The following is a 4,151-nucleotide window of genomic DNA, read 5'->3' as shown; positions in this document are numbered from 1 at the left end:
GTGCGGGCGGGCCCGGCGCCGTGTCCCTGGCCGAGCGCGCACGGCTCCTCGGCACCCTGCCTCCGCCTCGACGGGCCGACTGGGTCGCCGAGTTCATCGCGGCGCACGGCCTCTCCGAGGCCTTCCAACTCCTCGGCGTCTGCGCGGTCCCCTGGGCGCCTTCCCTCGGCCGGTCCGTCGTCGACGCCCTGGACATCGCCCGCGACGCCGGCAGCTACCCCTGGAGCTTCAGCGGCGTCATGGGCCTCGCCGAACGCTGCCTCGCCCCCGAGGAGGCCACCCGCCTCGACGCCCTCCTCGCCATCCCGGAAGAGTCCGAGAACACCGCCCCCGGCGCCGGAAGCTACTGGGCAGAGGCATTCCAGCGGCTCGCGGCGACACTGAGGCTGCGCGGGGAGATGCGGCGAGAACTGGAGCCGGTGTGAAGGGGCGGCGCGGGGGTGGGTGGGGTGAGGCGGCCGGTATGAGGGCGGGTCGAGCGGGGGTGGCCGAGTCGAGGGGGAGTCGGGCAGGCGCGGCCAGCACGAACGGCAACCGGGCGAGGGTGGTTGGGAAAGGCGCAGCCGACTTGGGGGTGAGCTGGGCGGGCGCGGTCAGCATGAGGGCGAGCCGAGCGGGCGCGGGCGAGGCGAGGGAGCGTCACAAGGGGGCTGCCGAGCCGAGGGGGAATCAGGCAAGGGCGGCCAGCGCGAACGGCAACCGGGCGGGGGTAGTTGGGAAAGGGGCAGCCGACTTGGGGCGAGCCGAACGGGCGCGGCCGAGACGAGGGAGCGTCACAAGGGGGCTGCCGAGCCGAGGGGGAATCAGGCAAGGGCGGCCGGAGAGAGGGCAGCCGACTTGGGGGTGAGCTGGGCGGGAGCGGTCAGCATGAGGGGTGGTCGCGCGGGAGCAGCCGAAGCGGGAGGGCGCCTCGTAAGGGCGGTCGGTGCGCGGGGAGACCGTGTGGGGACATCGCAGCTCAAGGCGGCGGGCGTGAGGAGCGACCGTGCGGAGACAGCCCGCCCCGAGGCAGCCGACGGCAAGACGCGCCGCTCCCGGCAGGAGCCTCGCCAGGGCCAGGTGGTGGGGAGAGGCGTCGCGAGTACGCCGCCCCGCGCTGCCACAGCTGACCGGCGGATGCCTCGCCTGTGGGGAGCCGTCGTCCTCCTCTTCTTCCGCGTCGTCAAGAAAGTGAACCCGCTGAGGGGTGCCGTCGAAGCGGCGTTCTTCCCGCGGCCGGGCGCCGGGCGATCATCCCTTCTCCCGACGGCCGCAGAACTCCGGGGCAGCCCGAAAGACCCCGGCGCCCCCTCACCCCTCGTACTGCCGCACGTTCCCCCGCACCCACTCCGCGACCGACCGAGGCGCGACCCCGGTCGCGAAGATCTCCGCGACCCCTTTCCCCTTGAGCGCCGGAACGTCCGTCTCGGGGACGGCGCCCCCGCCGAAGACGAGGATGTCCATGGCCTCGTGCTCCCGGAGGAGGTCGAGGACGGCGGTGAACAGACCGACCGCATCGGCGGGGGCGAACAGCCCGATCGCGTCCGCGTCCTCCTGGACGGCGGTGCGGACGACCAGGTCGGGGGTCTGCCGGAACCCTGCGTGGACGACCTCGACGCCGGCGTCACGCAGCGCCCGCGCGACGGCCTCGCCCTCACGGCCGTCCCCGTCGGCCCCCGCCTCGGCCACCACGACACGTACCCGCCCGGCCACCACACCCATCCCTGCCTCCCTGAAGGAACCGCCTCACCGGCGCCACCCCGGCCCGAACGCCCCGGCCTCACCCGAGTCCAAGAAGTGAACGGACGTTTCCTACAGCTTCCCGTAACCAGCCGTTTCACGGCGAAGGGCGAGGGGCACATCACACAGTGGGACACGTTCACAGCGCGCCGCTCCCCTCACCACACGGGGAACAAGCGCAACGGGAGCCGCAACGAGGTCGCCGTACCGCCGCGCCGAGGCCGCGCGGCGTGGCGGTACGGCGAGTCGGCGCAGGCACGATGGGCACGAGCAGAGCAGGTACGGCACGACAAGCGGGGAAGCCTCGTCGCCAACACCGGCAAGGAGCCTCGCCGCGTCACGGGCAGCAGTTCACGCACCGCGCACCACCGGCACCCCTCACCACCACCCGAGCCGCCCGGCCGCCCCTCCTCATCGCCCCAGCGCCTCACCGACCCTCCTCCGCCCGGCCTCCCGCCGAGGGCACACGGGGGAACGGAGCCGTTCCTCCCGTGCGCCGACAGGAGGTCGGCCATGACACACGCCGCACAGGCCCAGGCTCCCACCGCGCAGGCCCAGGTTCCGCATCCCACCACCCCGGCCCCCGCCCTCCGACTCCCGAACCCGACCTCCTCCCAGGACCCCCCGCTCCCCCACAAACCCCACCCCCTCAAGCACCTCCTCCCGGCCTGCCTGACCACCCTCTCCACAGCTCTCCTCAAGGCGACCGCCCTGGAGCTGGCGATCCTCGCCGGTCACCTCCTCCTCTATCCCACCGGCATCACCCAGGAGCGCCCGCCCACACCCCCGCCGACCGACGACCCGCCCGGCGCCCCCAGGCTGCCGGCCCCGCCCCGCCCCCCGGTCGTCCTCCTGCACGGCTTCATCGACAACCGCTCGGTCTTCGTCCTGCTGCGCCGAGCCCTGGCCGAACACGGCGACCGCCCGCTCACCTCGCTCAACTACTCCCCTCTGACCTGCGACATCCGCACCGCCGCGGACCTCCTCGGCCGTCATATAGAGGACATCTGCGCCCGCACGGGCAGCCCTCAGGTGGACGTCGTGGGCCACAGTCTCGGCGGCCTGATCGCGCGTTACTACGTGCAGCGCCTCGGCGGCGACACCCGCGTCCGCACGCTGGTCACGCTCGGCACCCCGCACGCCGGCACCCGCGCCGTCCCGCTGGCGAACGCGCACCCGATCGTGCGCCAGATGCGCCCCGGCTCGCCGGTCCTAAAGGAGCTGAAGGGGCCCGCACCGGGCTGCCGTACGCGTTTCGTGAGCTTCTGGAGCGACCTCGACCAGGTGATGGACCCGCCTGAGACGGCGTCCGTCGACCACCCCGACCTGCTGGTGCGCAACATCAGGGTCACCGGCATCGGCCACCTCGCCCTCCCCGTGCATCCGGCCGTCGCCGCGAGCGTCAGGGAAGCACTGGACACGGACCTGCCGCACGCGTCGTCCGGCACACCGCGAAACGGCTTGACGGTCGCCTGAGCGGACAGCCCCGCACCCCGGAAGCCCCACCCCCCCTCGAACACCTTTCGAACACAACTCCAAACCCGCGCCCACCCTCCCCCGAAACAGGGCCGAATGCCCGTTTCCCGCAAGGGTGAAACCCGGCGAAGATTGTCGTGCCCGCGTACCGCCGGGTACAGTCACCGCACTGCTCTGGCAGCCCCTGTTGTCGAGGCGAAAGAGAAGTTGGTGAACGATCGTCACCCGTCGGGGATCCTGACCACCCCGGCCCCGGCCTCCGACGCCGACCCGGCGCACTCGGCGTCGTACGGCACCCAGGAGGCCCCGTACGACGACTTCACCGCCACCACCCCCTCGCCCTACAGCGGCTACGACACCGGCACCTACGCGACCGGCGGTTACGACACCGGCGCCTGGCCGACGGGTGCTCACCAGACCCTGAACTACGACCCGTACGCGGCCCAGCACCACGCCGCCTACGACACGGGCGCGTACGACACGACCGGCTGGCAGGCCGACTACCAGCAGTTGTCGGCCATCCCGGCGCAGTCCCCCGCGCCCGACGGCAGCGGCCAGTGGGACACCCGCACCTGGCTCCCCCCTGAACAGACGGGCGGCAGCGCCGACCAGACCCAGCAGTGGGAGTGGGGCACCCAGGCGTTCGACACGGGCGCGTACGACGCGACGGAGTGGAACTCCGCGAGCACGCCGGACGTTCACGACACAACCGGCACCGCGTACGACGAACTTCCCGACCAGGACCTCCCCTTCGACCAGCAGCCGACCGGCACGTTCGAGGCGGCCTCCCTCACCGAGACCTCCCTCACCGAGACGGGCGAGCTGCCCCCGCTCCTCCTCGACGGCCAGGAGGAGACCCACCCCGACGCGCCTCACGACGACCTGGCCCACCCGGACGCGGCCCACCCCGTCGCCCCCCGCCCCGGAGGCCGCGCGGCGAACCGCGCCGCCCGCCG

Annotated in this window: 3 protein-coding genes and 1 pseudogene; 3 read left to right on the top strand and 1 reads right to left on the bottom strand. The window is 73.2% G+C overall.

The genetic code is table 11. The features are described from left to right. The coding region (locus ACVNF4_RS33260) for a DUF5691 domain-containing protein (protein WP_461806597.1) at positions 1-425 on the top strand (425 nt) is incomplete at its 5' end. 865 nt (positions 426-1,290) lie between these two features. Here the strand turns inward: ACVNF4_RS33260 and ACVNF4_RS33255 are convergent. Beyond that, positions 1,291-1,701 carry a cobalamin-dependent protein gene (locus ACVNF4_RS33255; RefSeq protein ID WP_461806596.1) on the bottom strand — a complete coding sequence of 137 codons (411 nt, stop codon included), beginning with the start codon at positions 1,699-1,701 and terminating at the stop codon, positions 1,291-1,293. A gap of 531 nt (positions 1,702-2,232) precedes the next feature. On the opposite strand from ACVNF4_RS33255, the gene ACVNF4_RS33250 reads away from it, so the two are divergent. Both ACVNF4_RS33250 and ACVNF4_RS33245 read left to right on the top strand, forming a co-directional pair. Beyond that, positions 2,233-3,195 carry an esterase/lipase family protein gene (locus ACVNF4_RS33250; protein WP_461806595.1) on the top strand — a complete coding sequence of 321 codons (963 nt, stop codon included), beginning with the start codon at positions 2,233-2,235 and terminating at the stop codon, positions 3,193-3,195. A 210-nt stretch (positions 3,196-3,405) separates the two neighbouring features. After that, positions 3,406-4,151, top strand: a pseudogene (locus tag ACVNF4_RS33245) (M23 family peptidase); the annotation flags it as partial.

It is taken from the genome of Streptomyces sp. S6, assembly GCF_054880855.1.
This window is presented reverse-complemented; position numbering and strand designations above follow the sequence as displayed.